The following is a 16,855-nucleotide window of genomic DNA, read 5'->3' as shown; positions in this document are numbered from 1 at the left end:
GTTTTTTACCTTATTTTTGCGTCCCAGTACAATATAGTACTGACACGTTGACATTTATTTTTTTGACAGAGAGGCCAGCCGATGAGTTTTAACCCTTTTGATTTTAACAGTGCTTTACCCATTATAAACGAAGATTCGGAGTTTTTTCCTTTGATGTCTACCGAAGATGAAGAGGAAATGAACAACCAGCAGGTGCCCAATGTACTGCCTATTTTGCCATTGCGCAATACAGTACTGTTTCCGGGCGTGGTAATTCCGATTACCGTAGGGCGCGATAAATCTATCAAACTGATTCGTGATGCCAATAAAGGCGAGCGCCTGGTAGGCGTGGTAGCCCAGCAGGATGTCAGTATTGAAGATCCTAATTTTGACCAGTTACATACCATTGGCACTACCGCTTTAATTGTGAAAATGCTGCAGATGCCTGATGGGAATACTACTGTAATTTTACAAGGCAAAAAGCGTTTTGTATTGAAAGAAGAAATACAAAGCGAACCCTACATTAAAGCCACTGTTGAACCTTTTGCAGAAACCGGCTCTAAAAAAGAAGACAAAGAATTTAAGGCCATGGTATCCTCTATTAAGGATATGGCCATGAGTATTATACAGCTTTCGCCTAATATTCCGAGTGAGGCTGGCATTGCCATCCGTAATATTGAAAGCACCTCGTTTCTGATCAACTTCATATCCTCTAACATGAATGCGGATATGGTAGCCAAACAGCGCCTGTTGGAAACGGCCAACCTGCGCGAGCGTGCCAAAATGATATTGGAGCACCTGACCACCGACCTCCAAATGCTGGAGCTGAAAAACCAGATCCAAACCAAGGTACGCACCGACCTGGACAAGCAGCAGCGCGATTACTTTTTGAATCAGCAGCTAAAAACCATTCAGGAAGAGCTGGGCGGCAACACGCCTGATCTGGAAATTGAAAACCTGCGCAACCGTGCGGTTAAAAAGAAATGGGCCAAAGAGGTAAGCGATCACTTCAACAAAGAATTAGAAAAATTACAGCGCATCAACCCCGCCGCAGCCGATTATTCTATACAGATTAATTATCTGGAGCTACTGCTGGATTTACCATGGAACGAGTTCACCAAAGATAATTTCGATTTGAAACGTGCGCAGAAAATACTGGACAAAGACCACTTCGGCTTAGAGAAGGTAAAGAACCGCATCATTGAATACCTGGCAGTGCTGAAGCTGAAGCACAACATGAAAGCCCCAATACTTTGCTTGGTTGGCCCTCCGGGCGTAGGTAAAACCTCGTTGGGTAAATCTATTGCCAAAGCATTAGGTCGCCGCTATGTACGTATGGCTTTGGGTGGCATACGCGATGAAGCCGAGATACGTGGCCACCGTAAAACTTATATTGGTGCTATGCCGGGCCGCATCATCCAATCGTTGAAAAAGGCAGGCGCCGCCAACCCCGTTTTTATACTGGATGAGATTGATAAGGTAGGTAATGATTTCAGGGGCGACCCATCGTCAGCCTTGCTGGAAGTGCTGGATCCGGAACAAAACAGCACTTTTTACGATCATTATGTAGAGATGGATTTTGACTTATCGAACGTCATGTTCATAGCTACAGCTAATAGCCTCAGCACTATACAACCGGCGCTGCTTGACCGTATGGAGATCATCGAGGTAAATGGCTATACCATTGAAGAAAAAATTGAAATTGCCAAACAGCATTTATTGCCTAAACAGCGCGAAGCCCATGGTGTAAAAACCAAAGAAGTAACATTAAAAAATGATGTGCTGGAAAAGGTAGTGGAAGAATACACCCGCGAATCGGGCGTGCGTTCTTTAGATAAAAAAATAGGTTCTATTGTACGCGGCGTAGCTAAAAGCATTGCCCTAGAAGAAGAATACAGCCCGGTGGTAAGCAAGCAGGATGTAGAAACCATCTTGGGTGCCCCTATTTTTGATAAAGAATTATATGAAGGCAATGATGTAGCAGGGGTAGTAACCGGCTTGGCCTGGACACAGGTAGGCGGCGACATCCTGTTCATAGAAGCCAGCCTGAGTCCCGGTAAAGGGCGCCTTACGCTCACCGGTAACCTGGGCGATGTGATGAAGGAATCAGCTACTATCGCATTGGCTTATCTGCGGGCACATTCAGGTTACTTTAATATTGACCCTAAATTATTTGAACAGTGGGATGTGCATGTACACGTACCTGCAGGTGCTACCCCAAAAGATGGCCCTTCGGCCGGGGTAACAATGCTTACAGCTTTAACCTCAGCATTTACACAGCGCAAAATTAAACCACATGTAGCCATGACGGGTGAAATTACCTTACGTGGCCGTGTGCTGCCTGTGGGTGGTATCAAGGAGAAAATTTTGGCGGCCAAACGTGCCAACATCAAAGAGATCATTCTTTGCGAATCAAACCGCAAAGATATTTTGGATATTAAAGAGCATTATATAAAGGACTTAAAATTCCATTATGTGAAAGAGATGCGCGAGGTAATTAACCTGGCATTATTGAATGAGCAGGTAAATGAGCCGCTTGATTTAACTATTAAGCCCGATCCTCAGCCTGTACTCAACTAATATTAGGCACGCCTGACAAATAAAGCCGGAACTTTCATCCGGCTTTATTTATTTTAGCACTCCCATCAAATGAAATACGTTTTAACCCTATTCATTGCTTTTCTATTGTGCGCTGCCCAATTGAAAGCCCAAACGCACAGCCGCGAAGCCGGTTTCCAAACGGATAATGATTCTTACTTAGCCAAAGGCTCAGATAAATACTATACCAACGGCATCTTTTTTTATTACCGCCAGGCCCTGTCAATCGCCAATACAAATAGTTCGCTTCAAAACAAGGTATTGGGTTTTGAGCTGGGGCAAAAAATGTTCAATCCACAGGGAGCCGTTATACCTGCTGCCTTTTATATCGACCGACCGTTTGCCGGCTACACTTACATAGGCTCTACCTTAAACTTACTTTATAAAAACGAAAGCAGCCTCAAACTGGGCGCACAGCTGGGCATTACCGGCCCTGCTGCAGCTGGCAAAGAAACGCAAAAGCTGATTCACCACATATTTGGCTTGTATCAACCCCAGGGCTGGCGCTACCAGATACAAAACGATGTAGAGTTAAATTTATCGGCTAACTATACCCGGTTACTGCTCCGTACAACGGGTTTTGATGTTAGCGCTACAGGATATGCCAATTTGGGTAATGGATTTACAGGTGCCGGTGCAGGCCCCATACTACGTGCGGGTTTGTTTAACCAGTTGTTTAATTCAGTAAGTACCCAAAGTACCGCTATTACAAACATACAGGCCAAACCGCTGCACCAATTTGAATTATTTGCTTATTATAAACCAATGGCTAATGTGATTGGGTACGATGCCACCGTACAGGGAAGCCTGTACCGCGATCATCCGGTTGGCGTAAATGAAATTACGCTTGAGCCCGAACGCTTTGTATTTAGTCAGCAGATAGGCCTTTCCTATGCCGGATCAAGAATAGTGGTGGATGCATCAGCTATTTACCACAGCAAAGATGTGGTGGGTATGCGCAAAAAACACCAGTGGGGCAGCTTAACAGCATTATACCGCTTTCGTTAAAAGTCGAAGTTAGCTTTGCGCAGCTGCTTCTTTACAGCGTTAACCCGCTTTTGCTCTACCCTTCTGGCTTTGGCAGCTTTGCTGGGCTTGGTAGCTTTTCGTACCTTAGGCCGGTACAGGGCTTTTGTTAACAGCACATACAAGCGGTCTAATGCCTTTTGTTTATTAAGGTACTGGCTCCGCTCTTCGTCGCAAATTACCTGCAGGTTGCCGCCAGCGTTAATCCTTGTGGCTAATTGCTGCAGTAGCCACTCTTTATCTCTGTCATCAAACAAGGTTGATTGCGTTATTGAAAAAAGCAGTTCTACCTTGCTGGCTACCTTATTCACATTCTGGCCGCCTTTGCCTCCGCTGCGCGAAGTTTTGTAGGTAATTTCTTTTTGTAGTGCTGCTTTATCTATTTGCATGCACAAATGTAGCTTTAATCTGAAAAAGGCATGCCTTTTTTGTACCTTAGTGCCCCGATGAGCAATAACATTGTGGTAGCCATAGATGGCTATTCTTCATGCGGAAAAAGCACCTTGGCTAAAGCCTTAGCCAAAAAACTTCACTTTATTTATGTTGATAGCGGCGCCATGTACAGGGCCGTTACTTTGTATTTTCTACGTAACCAGGTAGACCAAAGCGACGCGCAGCAGGTAGCTGAGGCTTTGAAAAATATACACCTCAACTTTCACTCGCGCGATTATGAAACTCACATTACTTTAAATGATGAGGAAGTATCGGATGAGATACGCCTGATGCCGGTATCTGAAAATGTAAGTGCTGTTTCGGCTATTAAATTGGTGCGCCAGGAGATGGTAAAGCAACAGCAGCGTATGGGGCAGTCGAAAAACATTGTGATGGATGGTCGGGATATTGGCACTATGGTATTCCCAAAGGCGCAGTTAAAGATATTCATGACTGCCGACCCGAAAGTACGTGCCGAACGCCGACATAAAGAATTACTGCCTAAAAATCCTGAAATTACATTAGAGGAAGTATTTGAGAATTTAGCTCACCGCGATTATGCGGATACCACCCGTGCCGAAAGTCCGCTCACCCGGGCTGAGGATGCCATCATATTGGATAATACCAATTTAACCCCTGCACAGCAGTTACAGTTTGCACTGGATAAATTGCAGCCGTTTTTAAAGAAGTAAATTTTACTTTTTTTGTCATTGCGAGCGATAGCGTGGCAACCGCATGGAGGCGTCTGCGCCTCTGTATAGCAAGTGGTTGCCACGCTATCGCTAGCTATACAGGATTTTATATAGCTACCTCAATATCGGGCGCAGTAAAAGGGCGTGCATCCACACCAAAGCGGTTTAAAAACTCCACTCCTTCATCAGTAGGTAAACCTTTATAAGCCGCGTAAGAGCTTTTGTAAATGACATGTTTAATGCCTGCTGAATAAATTAACCGGGCACAAGGCAAACAGGGCGATAAGGTTACATACAATGTAGCCCCCTCCAGTTTAGAGCCGTTTTTAGCGGCATACAGAATAGCATTCTCCTCAGCATGTAATGCCAGCGAGCAACTACCCTTCGCATCACGTGCGCAGCCCGTAAGCGGCCATTCTTCGTCACAGTTGTGGGTGCCTGCGGGCGGGCCATTGTACCCAATAGAGATAATGCGGGTATCTTTGGTTAACACCGCCCCTACCTGCGCCTTCACGCAGTGCGAACGTTTGGCCAGGTCAGTGGCCAGATTCATGAATATCTCTTCAAAGCTTAATTTCATGGCATTTCAATATTCGATTGCTACTAACGGTAAACAGATGCTGCAATACCGTTGCTGTCAAAAATCAAACGACCTGAAACTTAACTGCCAAAGCATGTTTCAGGTCGTTTAACAAGGATGTAATTATTTTATGAATGCATTAGTGCCCTGCACCGGCTTCAATATGGTCAATATCAATACCCTGTTTACGCAGTTCAGAACCCGCTTTCCAGGCAAAGAAAGCCAGGTAAGCAAAGCCGATTACCGGAATGATGTAAGAGAAGTGAATACCGCTCATACCCGGAATGATATTGTTGCTGCCATCAGCCAAAATACCCTGTACCGGAGGAATGATAGAACCACCCAAAATCATCATGATTAATAGAGACGCGCCCTGGCTGGTGTATTTGCCTAAACCGGCTAATGAAAGCGCGAAGATAGAAGGCCACATAATTGAGCAGCACAAACCACCGCTGATGAAAGCATAAGTAGCTACAATACCATGTGCCAGTAAACCTACAATCATGAACGATACACCCAATAAACCAAATATGGTTAAAGTGCGGATAGGCTTTTCTTTTCCCGCCAGGAAACCAACCACTAAAAATGCAACGCAGATAGCGTATGGTGCAAGTAGGCCTAAATCTGCATGGCTTAAATAGTTAGCAGCCAATACTACAGCGAAAGCAATATATGGCACCACAACGGTTAACACCGTACGGCCGGTTTTAGATACGTCAAACACGCCAATGGCACCTGTCCAGCGGCCAATCATCAAGCTACCCCAGTACAAAGAAATATAAGGTGCAATATTACGTGCAGTGATACCGCCAAACGCCGGCGTTTCAAGCAAGGCACCCATATTACTTTGAATAGTTACCTCAACACCTACATAAGTGAAAATCGCCAGCATACCCAAAATCAATTGCGGGTATTGCATAGCGCCCCATCCTTTTTTCTGTTTAGTGGCAGTGGATGACGAAGCAATTAAGGAAGCTAAAATCAAAAATAAAGCACCGTACACAAAGTAAGCTGGTGATAAACCAGTAGCATTACTCAATGGTGTGGCAGCCAAAATAAAGCAGAAAGCTATAAAAATGATAAACAGCGGCAGGTTAGCTTTGCTGCTGGGCTCAATTTGCTCATCGCTGGTTACTTTAGGCAATTTGGTTACCCAGAAGAAGATAGCCAACACCAAGAACAAGCCCGCCAGAATGTAGTACAACATGTTCACCGATGAGATGGAAGCCGTACTGGCATCAGCGCTGCTGGCAGCCGAACCGAATAACAAAAAGCTTACCACTACCGGGCCTAAAATACTACCAAAGTTATTTACACCACCGGCCAGGTTTAACCGTGTTGAACCTGTTTCGGGTGGGCCTAAAGCTACAATGAACGGATTAACCGCAGTTTGTTGCAAAGAGAATCCGATAGCAATAATAAAGAATGAGGCTAAGATGAAGCCAAACACGCCCGAATTAATGGAAGGAACCATTAACAGAGAACCAATTGTTGAAATCACCAAACCAATGATAATGGCATTCTTGTAACCGATTTTATTCAGGATATCAACCCGGCTGGCTTGGGATGCAAAAAATAAAATTAATGAGCCAATGAAGTAACCACCATAAAATGTAAAGTCAATTAATTGCGACTCAAATTGTGACAGGTGAAAGTGGGCTTTACAAAAAGGGATAAATACACCATTTGATGCTGCCGAAAATCCCCAGAAAAACCAAACGGTAATGAGGGAATATAAGGCCGAACGATTATTGGCCGTACCGGTTTGTTCCATAAATAAACAAGGTTGTTAATAGTTAGTTAAAGCCTCTAACATAGGGTATTTTTTACAATTATGCTATATCGTGTTTCAAATAATTACATCCGTTTCCGGGTTTCGTTGTTTACAACTGTATCAAACGAATTGCATATTCGTAATAGTTAAGGGAATGCCTATGTTTGCAGCCTGGTATTGCAGGCAAGGCAACCTGCAATGTATTTTATTGACTTGAGGCGACATACATGATAGAAGCGATTATTTCGGGTATTGGCATTGGGTTAATATTAACCTTTATTACAGGCCCGGTTTTTTTTGCCCTGATAAAAACCAGCATTGAGCGCGGCTTTAAAGCCGGCGAAGCGCTGGCCCTCGGTGTGGTATGCAGCGATGTGGTGTTTGTAGGCGCTATATTATTCGGCTCACAGTTTTTTGAGGTTACTCCACAGCAAAAAATATATGCCGGCATAGCGGGTAGTCTCATTCTGTTGGGCATCGGAGTGCATTATATGCTCAAAAAAGCTGATATCAACTATAACGACCATGAACCGGCCTCCATAAACCGGATGGGCTACTTTTTTAAAGGTTTTTTGATGTGCATTTTTAACCCGGTTATGCTCTTTCACTGGATTACCGTAATTGGTACTGCCAGTACCCTTTACCACAAAGGTGTACACAACCGGGGTTTAAAAATGACGGCCATGTTTATTACCGTACTGGTGGTACAGTTCAGTATGGATTCGTTGAAAGCTTATTATGCTAATAAATTGCGTAAACGCATCTCTCCTAAACTTATTCACCGCCTCAACTACGCTGCTGGCTTGGCGCTTATCATTGCCGCTTTCGTCATCGCCGACCGGTTGGTTACTCACTTCGTATTCCCACCGATTGAAGCTTAGAGAACAGAATTGAAAAAAAATTGTCATTGCGAGGAACGAAGCAATCTCGTAGAACTGCTTGTTCGTTCTGTATAACGACGAGATTGCTTCGTTCCTCGCAATGACATAATGATTTAAACAAAAAAGGAACAGATTACTGTTCCTTTTTTTGTTTATTCTATTTTGCTCCCCTTTAGGGGATGGAGACTTTACATATAAGCACGCTGATTCTTTCCTTCCATCCAGTTGGCAAAGGCTTTGTTTACTACCTTATTGCCACCAGGCGTAGGGTAATTGCCAGAGAAATACCAGTCGCCCAAATGATCGGGGCAGGCTTGGTGCAAGTTATCCAGTGTTTGATAAATTACCTGTACTTCGGCATTCAGGCCGGCAGGGGTAATAATTTCTGCAATGCGCTTAGAGATCTGCTCATCGGTAAAAGGCGCATAAATGGCCTGTACATGATTTTCCACTTCCTCTTTAGGTAAGTTAGCACTTGCTTTAGCTTTTTGGTAAGCTTCAACAATCACATCTTCTTTACCTGCATCTTTCAGCAAACTTACCGCAGCTTCAAAAGCCACAAACTCACCCATGCGCGACATATCAATACCATAACAATCCGGGTAGCGGATTTGCGGAGCAGAAGATACCACAATGATTTTCTTTGGCCCCAGGCGATCCATAATTTTCAGGATGCTTTGCTTTAGCGTAGTGCCGCGTACAATGGAGTCATCCAGCAACACTAAAGTATCAGTACCTCTTTTTACCTGCCCGTAGGTGGTATCGTACACATGCGCCACCATCTCGCCACGGTCGGCATCCTGGGTAATGAAGGTACGCAACTTTACATCTTTAATGGCCAGCTTCTCCACTCGTGGCGCCATAGCCAACACTTCGGTAATTTCTTCATCAGTAAGATTACCGTTGCGGTTTAACAGCTGCTCGCGCTGGTATTGTTTAATGTATTTATTCACCCCTTCTACCATGCCGTAAAACGCAGTTTCGGCAGTATTGGGGATGTAGGAGAACACGGTGTTTTTTAAATCATGGTTAACCGTTTCCAGTACCTGCGGGCAAAGCAAACGGCCTAACTGTTTACGCTCACGGTAAATAGAAGCATCACTGCCGCGGGAGAAGTAAATACGCTCGAAAGAACAAGATTTCTTTTCCTTAGGTGCGCTAAACTGATCCTCACATACAAAGCCATTCTTTTTAATAATTAAAGCATGACCAGGCTTAATTTCCTGTATATCTTCCAAAGGCACATTAAATGCAGTCTGGATAGCCGGGCGCTCTGAGGTAACCACTACTACCTCATCGTTTTGGTAGTAAAAAGCCGGGCGAATGCCTGCCGGATCCCGCATCACAAAAGCATCACCATGACCCAAAATACCGGCAATGGTATAACCACCATCCCAGTTTTTGGCTGATTTTTTCAATATCTTGGCCACATCCATGCTATCCCCAATCATTTTGCTGATCTGGATATTATCGTCGTTGCCTTCGCGTTTAAACTGGTCAAACAAGCCCTGAACTTCGGTATCTAAAAAGTGCCCGATTTTTTCCAGTACGGTTACAGTATCGGCTTTTTCTTTTGGGTGCTGGCCCAGCTCGTATAATTGCTCCAGTAACTCATCTACATTGGTCATGTTAAAATTACCGGCAATTACCAGGTTACGGGTCATCCAGTTGTTTTGGCGTAAAAACGGGTGGCAGCTTTCAATGCTGTTTTTACCGTGTGTGCCGTAGCGCAGGTGACCCAGTAACACTTCGCCCGTAAAGCTCATGTTCTCTTTCAGCCAATCTGCATCCTTCATCTTTCCGGGATACTCCTTTTCCACCTCAGCAAACTTCTTCTGGATGTACTCAAAAATATCGGCCACAGCGTTAGATGCCATGGAGCGGTGACGGCTAATGTAGCGCTTACCAGGCTCAACATCCAGTTTAATAGTAGCTACACCGGCGCCATCCTGACCGCGGTTGTGCTGTTTTTCCATTAATAAATACAGCTTGTTTAAGCCGTAAAGGGCCGTGCCATATTTTTTCTGGTAAAAAGAGAGGGGCTTTAACAGGCGTATGAAAGCTACGCCGCATTCATGTTTAATCTGATCGCTCATGATTGATTATGGGAAGCGCAAAGGTACAATTTCTAATTAGCATCCCTTGCAATTATTGTCATCCTTAAAGCATTTATCTATAACAAAAAAACCCGGCACAGAGGCCGGGTTCTTCATTAGTGTTTAGTTTAAATAGTCAGGGTATAAGGATCTTTATAATCGTTCACCATGCTGGCTGATATCCAGGCCGACGTTTTCCTCCTCGGCAGACACCCGCAGCGGTGTAATTAAATCTGTAATTTTCAATAATATATACGAACCCACAAAAGCAAATACCGATACGGCAACCAGGGCGGTGAGCTGAGTTAAAAACAATTTAGTTTCACCATAAAACAAGCCATTATCAGTTACAGCGGCATTTACATTTTTATGGGCAAACACACCGGTAAGCAGCATCCCTACCATACCACCTACCCCATGGCAGGGAAACACATCCAGCGTATCATCAATTTTGGTGCGGGTACGCCATTCCACCATCAGGTTACTTACCACAGCCGAAATGATACCGATAGCCAATGCATGAGGTACAGTGACATAACCGGCTGCTGGCGTTATTGCCACCAAACCCACTACTGAACCTATACAGGTACCCATAGCCGAAGGCTTACGGCCGCGCATCACATCAAAAAACACCCAGCTTACTCCTGCGGCTGATGCAGCAGCCGTGGTAGTAGCCATTGCAGTTACAGCCAATGAGGTAGCCGCCATTGCCGAACCTGCGTTGAAGCCAAACCAGCCGAACCATAACAAACCGGTACCAATAATTACATAAGTAATACGTGCAGGAGCATGGTTAGCTTCATTACGTCCCTTCAGGTAAATAGCTGAAGCTAAAGCTGCCCAACCGGCCGACATGTGCACTACCGTACCGCCAGCAAAATCAAGCACACCTTTATTAAACAGGTAACCATTGGGGTGCCAGGTACAATGGGCCAGCGGCGAGTAAATGAAAATAGAGAACAGAACTACAAAAACGATGTATGAATTAAACCGAATACGCTCTGCAAAAGCACCAGTAACTAAAGCCGGAGTGATAATAGCGAATTTAAGCTGGTACATAGCAAACAGCAGCAGCGGAAAAGTTGGTGCCGGCTTCCATACGGCGTTGCCTAAAACCCCTTTCATCATAAAGTACGTTGCAGGGTTACCAATAAAACCGCCAATGCTATCTCCGAAAGCCAGGCTGAAACCAAATACCATCCAAATGATGGTTACAATAACCATACAAATTAAGCTTTGCAGCATGGTGGAAATCACATTTTTTTTGTTCACCATACCACCATAGAAGAAAGCTAAGCCGGGCGTCATGATCAATACCAGTGCGGTAGAAATCAGCATCCATGCCACGTCTCCTGAGTCAAACTTAGGTACAGGGCCCGATTTATCCAGCTCTATTGACGGGTGAAGAAAAGATAGAATGAGAACAACTACTAAAAAGAGGAAAGGGATATACCGTTTCATAAATGATTTTAATAAATTATCTATTTAACGGCTTGAAATTAAACAAATATTCAAATAAAACTCAATTTCGTTAAAATAATTTAGATTCCATCGCTGAAAAAGCCTAAGAATTACAAGAATCTCGCTAAAAAATCAGGAAAAATTCCAAATACCAATATAAATACTGTTAATACCACATAAAAAACTGATAAATACACATTACTTGATTGCATTTGAATGTCAGTATCCGATTTTTTCAGAAAAAGGTTTAACGGAATCTTCAAATAGTAAAACAAAGACACCACTGTTGTTAACGCTCCGGTAATTAATGTAGCCAATAACCACACATTGTGAGATTGACGATATACACTATAATTGGCAGAGAATACCAGCAATTTGGCATTGAAGCCAGTAGTAACGGGCAGGCCGGTAAGTGAAATTAATAATACTACATAGCAAACCGAGGCCAGCGGATACTTTAACCCTAAGCCCCGGTAATCAGCAACATCATCAGCATCGGCTACATTTTTAAAATAGGTGGCTAAAGCTAATGTACCAATATTGGCAACCGCATATATTGCCAGATAAAAAGCCAGCGCTGAGGTACCTTGTGCATTAAAGCACAGCAAGGCCATCAATGCAAAACCTGTATGCCCTATACTGGAATAAGCCAGCATACGCTTTACATTATTTTGCCATACTGCGGCGAAGTTACCCACCAGCATAGTAATAATACTAATTGCTGCTATTAGAGGCTGAAGATGGTCGGCAAACCAATGCCGCTCATAAGCGAATGGCATCAGAAAGTTGAACAGTAAACCAAAGGCACCAAGTTTGGGTAACGTAGAAATGTAAGCCATTACAGGTGTAGCCGAACCCTGATAAACATCGGGCACCCAAAAGTGCAGCGGCACTGCGCCCAACTTAAAACCAATGCCTGCCATGATTAATAACAACGCCAACACCAATGCAGGTTGGTTTAGCTGCTGTATGCCGTTAACCAGTTCGATATTGAATAAACTCAGGGTACCTGTAAAAGCATAAACCAAGGAGATACCATACAGCATTACCGCTGACGCCGCCATGCCAAACAGCACATATTTTAAACTGGCCTCGGCGCTCAGGGCTTTGTCCGACTGGTAAGCCACAAGCAGGTATGAAGCGATCGATACCATCTCTATGGCTAAAAACACCGACAACAGATTGGCAACCATCAGCATCAGGTGTATGCCTAAAACCGAACCCACGATGATGGTATAAGCATCGCCTAAACCTTTTTGGTGTTTTTTAAGCTGGGCATCCCATGGAAAATACAGAAAGAGCAATATCGCCAGTGTATCTGTGATTAATTTGAATACCACACCCGGGTGATGAAATACCAGCATACCGCCGAACAACATTTTTAAACCGCCGGGTGCCCGATATTGGTAGATATCGGCCTGAATTACGACCAGCATACTCAGGCAAGCAACCACATGAGCTATCCAGGTCAGCTTTTTGCTCAAAAATAAATCGGCAAGCAGTACCAGCAAAAACAGAGCAGTTAAGCAGAGCTCCGGCTTAAAGTAAACCGTACTATCCAATACATCGTTAAGTCGGGCGGGCAGTTGAGGCAGCAGTTCGTTCATAACCTAACGGATAAATTGCTGCGTAAAGTTAACCAGCGCCAGTACCGAATCATTAATCTTTGTTAATACCAACGAAGGCATAATACCGAGTATCAAGGCGAATGCTGCCAAAGGCACCAGGGCAAATTTTTCGTGCAGGGTTAGCGGATGTAATTCCTGTTTCCATGTTTCGCCTCCCTTTAATAATACTTTACCAAAAAACATACGCTGCAATGTCCATAAGAAATAAGCAGCGCTTAATAAAATACCAATAGAACCACACACTGCCATCCACTGGGGCAACAAACCGTTGCTGGTAGCCGATTTAAAAGCACCGGCCAGTGAAAAGGCTTCGGCCACAAATGCAGAGAATCCAGGCAAGCCTAAAGAAGCAAAGAAAGCAATCACCACGAAAGTTGTGTATTGCGGCATCAGCGTACCCAGGCCCCGGAAGTTGTAAATATCACGGTCATGAACACGGGTATAAATCACGCCCACCAGGAAGAATAACATTGATGACAAAAAGCCATGGCTCACCATCTGCAAGGTGGCACCACTAATACCCTCAGGTGTTTGAGAGGCAATCCCTAACAGCATAAAACCCATGTGCGAAACAGAGGAGTAGGCTATCAATCGCTTCAAATCGCGCTGCGCCAAAGCATTTAATGCACCGTACAAGATAGAGATTACCCCAATTAAACCGAGCCAGAATGCGCCGGAGATGGCAACATCAGGAAAGATGCCCATACAGATACGAATGATACCATACCCTCCTATTTTTAACAATACACCGGCCAGTAAAATTGATACCGGTGTAGGCGCTTCTACGTGTGCATCGGGCAACCAGGTATGCAGCGGCACCACGGGTACTTTGATAGCAAAGGCAATAAATAGAACGGCAAAGCCTACTACCCTTGCAGGTATACCGAATAAAGTTTGATGCCCGGCAATAGAAAATACAGAACCGGCCTGATAATTGGCCGGGTTCATCATCTGCACAATATTAAAAGAGTGACTGCCCGTAGCCGGATCGGTTACCGAAAGGTACAGCCCCACCATCACCAACAACATAAATACCGAACCAAACAGCGTATACAGGAAGAATTTGATAGCCGCATATTCTCGCCTTGCCCCGCCCCACATGCCGATGAGGAAGTATAGTGGCAGCAGCATCAACTCATAAAACAGATAGAACAAAAAGAAATCGAGCGCACAAAACACGCCGATAACGGCCATGTCCAGCAACAGGAATAGGGCAAAAAAACCTTTCAAGTTAGTTTTGATTTCCCATGAAGCCAGAGCGGCAATTACCATCACGATGGCGCTCATCACAATTAAGCTAATAGAGATACCGTCTACACCTACAAAGTAATCAACCTGCATTGTGCCAGCGGTGCCTAAATTCAGGTTAATCCAAGGCAATTTTTGTACAAACTGGTACTGGTTTTCCTGGTTGATGCCTGCAAAGGTAGCGCCTGTTTTAAACTGTGAATACATAACAACACTTAGCACAACCTGAACCAGCGTAGCAGCCAGCGTAATATACTTAAAGCTGTTGCGCCATGCCGATGGCAATACCAGGATGACGATACCAAACAGTGCAGGAATAAAAATAAGTAGCGTTAATATATTCATCAGGTTCAGATCAGGAGTTGAAAAATAAATACGGCCAGCAGTACCAGCAGCATACTATAAATATAATATTGCACCTTACCACTCTGAAAACCGCGGAAGAAGTTACCTATGGCTTGCACCAGCAAAGCCAGCAAATGCAAAAAACCATCTACCAGGTAACGGTCGGCCCAGGCAGCTATCACAGCTAAGCGCCGGATGACTGTTTTAAGTGCATCAATAAAACCATCAATTACTTTACGGTCGAAAGCATACAGCAGCTTGCTTAAATGCAGAACCGCTTTTACAATTACTTTTTGATAAAATACATCAATATACCATTGCCGGTAAGATAGATTGTATAAAAATCCGCCTTGTGGAAATGCTACCTTTTGCTGCTTTGCATACATGATGAATGCCCAGTACATGAGCAGCATACTTACCAGGCTAATGCCGGCAGGAACTGCAAGGTGATAAATGCTTTGTACTGCGGCAGCCTCCGTTGCAAAAAAGCCTTCAAACAGCCAGCTATGCTCATAAGATATCGGGTTAAATGAAAACCAGGGAAACAGGCAGAACAGCATCAGTATTATTAGCGGTAACCTATATTTCCACCCTTTTTCATCCATGTGGAAATGAAGCTGTGGCAGTGACAATTGTAATCTGAACTCACCGAAAAACACCTTAAATATTAAACGGGCTACATAAAATGCAGTTAGAGCACTGGTAAAAAAGATAGAGATGGGTATTAATTTAAATGCCATTGGTTTCCCCTCGCTCCACTCAAAAGCCTGAATCAAAATTCCGTCTTTAGATAAATAGCCTGAAGTGAGAGGCAGACCCACTAAAGCTAAACCGGCCACGCAGCAGGCTATAAATGTAAGTGGCAACTGCTTACGCAGCCCCCCCATATTGCGGATATCCTGAGGATCAACCTCTAATTGGTGTTCGTCTTTTACATGCTGCAAATTATGAATCACAATGCCAGCACATAAAAACAACAAACATTTAAAAAAAGCATGCGTAACCAAATGGAATAGTGAAGAAGCATAAGCATGAATGCCCATTGCCATTATCATGTAACCCAATTGCGATATGGTAGAATAAGCCAGAATGCGTTTTAAATCATTTTGCGTTAAAGCAATAGTAGCGGCCATAAATGCTGTAAAGCAGCCTATCACAGCTAATACATTCAATTCGATGGCATTGAATAACGGGTAAACCCTGCCCAGCAAAAACACACCGGCAGCCACCATGGTAGCCGCATGAATAAGTGAGGATACAGAGGTTGGCCCCTCCATAGCATCTGGTAGCCAGGTATGCAATGGAAACTGGGCTGATTTGGCAGCAACGGCTAAAAATATGCCGATACCTGCAATGTAATACCACATTGTAGATAAGCCATTACCGCCGCTGTAAAGAAGTTCACCGTGATCTACTGCCATTGGCCTTAACCACATCTCGGGCGAAGTAATTTCTGATGGTGGAGCGACGATCCCTTTAGCGCCAAAGAGCTCCACCAAATCAAAAGTGTGATATTGTGAAAACAGGATACCGATGGCAATCAGCAGGCCCACGTCACCAACACGGTTCATGATAAAAGCCTTTTTGTTGGCTTGTACGGCGCTATCTCGGGTAAACCAAAAGCCAATGAGCAGGTATGATGAGAAACCAACCAGTTCCCAAAAGGCATAAAAGGTAATCAAACTATCTACCACCACCAGCGCCAGCATGCTGAAACAAAAGAAGCTGAGATAACTGAAATACCGCTTGTGCTCGCCCTGCTTCATATAAGCCATGGAGTAAATATGCACCGGCAAAGCCACCAAGGTAACCAGCAACAGCATCAGTACTGAAAGGTTGTTTAACCACAGCCCCGCAAATACTTGGGTGGTACCGATGCTGAACCATAACTGATGCGCATGAATGCCCGGCGTATTCCATACGCTGCTGAAAGTTATGATTGCAAACACTGCACTTATACCAATACCTAATGATGACACCGCACCTGATATTTTGCTACCCAATTTATCTGACAGGCAAAAGTTAATTACAAATGCAGCAAATGGCAGCACTACTGCTATCAGCGCATAGTAAACGGTTTGCAAATCGTGGTATGGTAAAGCTGCGTTCAATTGA

The 16,855-nt window shown here is 44.2% G+C and carries 12 protein-coding genes; 4 read left to right on the top strand and 8 right to left on the bottom strand.

All coding sequences use genetic code 11. From position 1 onward, the window contains the following. Positions 1–81 precede the first annotated feature (81 nt). On the top strand, positions 82–2,559 hold the full coding sequence (gene lon / locus ACYVNW_RS00975; RefSeq protein WP_460677962.1) for an endopeptidase La: 2,478 nt from the start codon (positions 82–84) through the stop codon (positions 2,557–2,559). A gap of 69 nt (positions 2,560–2,628) precedes the next feature. After that, positions 2,629–3,585, top strand: coding sequence for a lipid A deacylase LpxR family protein (locus ACYVNW_RS00970; protein WP_460677961.1), 957 nt, complete (start codon positions 2,629–2,631; stop codon positions 3,583–3,585). Here the strand turns inward: ACYVNW_RS00970 and arfB are convergent. Next, positions 3,582–3,992: an alternative ribosome rescue aminoacyl-tRNA hydrolase ArfB gene (arfB, locus tag ACYVNW_RS00965; protein WP_460677960.1), complete on the bottom strand. Its 411-nt coding sequence runs from the start codon at positions 3,990–3,992 to the stop codon at positions 3,582–3,584. The two genes, ACYVNW_RS00970 and arfB, sit on opposite strands and share 4 nt — an antisense overlap. Positions 3,993–4,049: 57 nt before the next feature. On the opposite strand from arfB, the gene cmk reads away from it, so the two are divergent. Further along, a complete protein-coding gene (gene cmk, locus ACYVNW_RS00960; RefSeq protein WP_460677959.1) occupies positions 4,050–4,727 on the top strand; it encodes a (d)CMP kinase in 678 nt (225 codons plus the stop codon). A gap of 106 nt (positions 4,728–4,833) precedes the next feature. Here cmk and ACYVNW_RS00955 read toward each other — a convergent pair whose 3' ends face one another. After that, positions 4,834–5,307, bottom strand: coding sequence for a deoxycytidylate deaminase (locus ACYVNW_RS00955; protein WP_460677958.1), 474 nt, complete (start codon positions 5,305–5,307; stop codon positions 4,834–4,836). A 139-nt stretch (positions 5,308–5,446) separates the two neighbouring features. After that, complete coding sequence (locus ACYVNW_RS00950) at positions 5,447–7,081, bottom strand: MFS transporter (RefSeq protein ID WP_460677957.1); 1,635 nt, start codon at positions 7,079–7,081, stop codon at positions 5,447–5,449. Between the two features lie 227 nt (positions 7,082–7,308). On the opposite strand from ACYVNW_RS00950, the gene ACYVNW_RS00945 reads away from it, so the two are divergent. Further along, on the top strand, positions 7,309–7,962 hold the full coding sequence (locus ACYVNW_RS00945) for a LysE family translocator (protein WP_460677956.1): 654 nt from the start codon (positions 7,309–7,311) through the stop codon (positions 7,960–7,962). 188 nt (positions 7,963–8,150) lie between these two features. On the opposite strand, the gene ACYVNW_RS00940 is transcribed toward ACYVNW_RS00945, so the two are convergent. The 5 genes from ACYVNW_RS00940 to ACYVNW_RS00920 all read right to left on the bottom strand — a co-directional run bounded on the left by ACYVNW_RS00940 (position 8,151) and on the right by ACYVNW_RS00920 (position 16,851). Further along, a complete protein-coding gene (locus ACYVNW_RS00940; RefSeq protein WP_460677955.1) occupies positions 8,151–10,058 on the bottom strand; it encodes an amidophosphoribosyltransferase in 1,908 nt (635 codons plus the stop codon). Between the two features lie 153 nt (positions 10,059–10,211). Then, positions 10,212–11,519: an ammonium transporter gene (locus ACYVNW_RS00935; RefSeq protein WP_460677954.1), complete on the bottom strand. Its 1,308-nt coding sequence runs from the start codon at positions 11,517–11,519 to the stop codon at positions 10,212–10,214. A gap of 110 nt (positions 11,520–11,629) precedes the next feature. After that, the gene (locus ACYVNW_RS00930; protein WP_460677953.1) at positions 11,630–13,126 is read right to left on the bottom strand and encodes an NADH-quinone oxidoreductase subunit N; all 1,497 of its coding nucleotides are present in this window, start codon (positions 13,124–13,126) and stop codon (positions 11,630–11,632) included. A gap of 3 nt (positions 13,127–13,129) precedes the next feature. Further along, a complete protein-coding gene (locus tag ACYVNW_RS00925) occupies positions 13,130–14,740 on the bottom strand; it encodes a complex I subunit 4 family protein (RefSeq protein ID WP_460677952.1) in 1,611 nt (536 codons plus the stop codon). 5 nt (positions 14,741–14,745) lie between these two features. Beyond that, complete coding sequence (locus tag ACYVNW_RS00920) at positions 14,746–16,851, bottom strand: NADH-quinone oxidoreductase subunit 5 family protein (protein ID WP_460677951.1); 2,106 nt, start codon at positions 16,849–16,851, stop codon at positions 14,746–14,748. Positions 16,852–16,855: the final 4 nt, after the last annotated feature.

This window comes from Mucilaginibacter koreensis, from assembly GCF_054783355.1.
The sequence above is the reverse complement of the archived record's forward strand: the minus strand, read 5'-3'. Positions and strand labels throughout refer to the sequence as shown.

Coding starts and splice junctions, on each gene's coding strand:
- lon (WP_460677962.1), top strand. CDS start 82: ATGAGTTTTAACCCTTTTGATTTTAACAGTGCTTTACCCATTATAAAC.
- ACYVNW_RS00945 (WP_460677956.1), top strand. CDS start 7,309: ATGATAGAAGCGATTATTTCGGGTATTGGCATTGGGTTAATATTAACC.
- ACYVNW_RS00970 (WP_460677961.1), top strand. CDS start 2,629: ATGAAATACGTTTTAACCCTATTCATTGCTTTTCTATTGTGCGCTGCC.
- ACYVNW_RS00930 (WP_460677953.1), bottom strand. CDS start 13,126: ATGAACGAACTGCTGCCTCAACTGCCCGCCCGACTTAACGATGTATTG.
- arfB (WP_460677960.1), bottom strand. CDS start 3,992: ATGCAAATAGATAAAGCAGCACTACAAAAAGAAATTACCTACAAAACT.
- ACYVNW_RS00950 (WP_460677957.1), bottom strand. CDS start 7,081: ATGGAACAAACCGGTACGGCCAATAATCGTTCGGCCTTATATTCCCTC.
- ACYVNW_RS00935 (WP_460677954.1), bottom strand. CDS start 11,519: ATGAAACGGTATATCCCTTTCCTCTTTTTAGTAGTTGTTCTCATTCTA.
- cmk (WP_460677959.1), top strand. CDS start 4,050: ATGAGCAATAACATTGTGGTAGCCATAGATGGCTATTCTTCATGCGGA.
- ACYVNW_RS00955 (WP_460677958.1), bottom strand. CDS start 5,307: ATGAAATTAAGCTTTGAAGAGATATTCATGAATCTGGCCACTGACCTG.
- ACYVNW_RS00940 (WP_460677955.1), bottom strand. CDS start 10,058: ATGAGCGATCAGATTAAACATGAATGCGGCGTAGCTTTCATACGCCTG.
- ACYVNW_RS00925 (WP_460677952.1), bottom strand. CDS start 14,740: ATGAATATATTAACGCTACTTATTTTTATTCCTGCACTGTTTGGTATC.